This window comes from Burkholderia sp. SIMBA_051 (genome assembly GCF_046534915.1).
GTDB classification, from domain to species: domain Bacteria; phylum Pseudomonadota; class Gammaproteobacteria; order Burkholderiales; family Burkholderiaceae; genus Burkholderia; species Burkholderia ambifaria.
The window spans coordinates 1-233 of the sequence record NZ_JAWRXS010000961.1; the positions used below are offsets into that span (position 1 = coordinate 1).

General features: G+C 63.1%; 1 protein-coding gene. It reads right to left on the reverse strand.

Features of this window, described 5'->3' with window-relative positions:
• Window positions 1–233 (reverse strand): hypothetical protein (locus SB771_RS37340; protein WP_410722323.1); only part of this gene is annotated, 233 nt, incomplete at both ends.

Here is a 233-nt window from a genome sequence, read left to right on the forward strand (position 1 = left end):
CAGCGTGGCCGGCGCGCCGTGACCTGGGCCGGCCACGTAGATCATGTCGAGATCCAGCTTGTTGATCAGCCGGTTCAGATGCACCAGCAGGAAACTCTGCCCAGGGTCCGAGCCCCAATGGCCCAGCAGGCGGTTCTTGATGTGTTCGGGTTTGAGCGGTTCGCGCAGCAGCGGATTGTCGCGCAGATAGATCATGCCGGCCGAAAGGTAGTTGCAGGCGCGCCAGTAGCGGT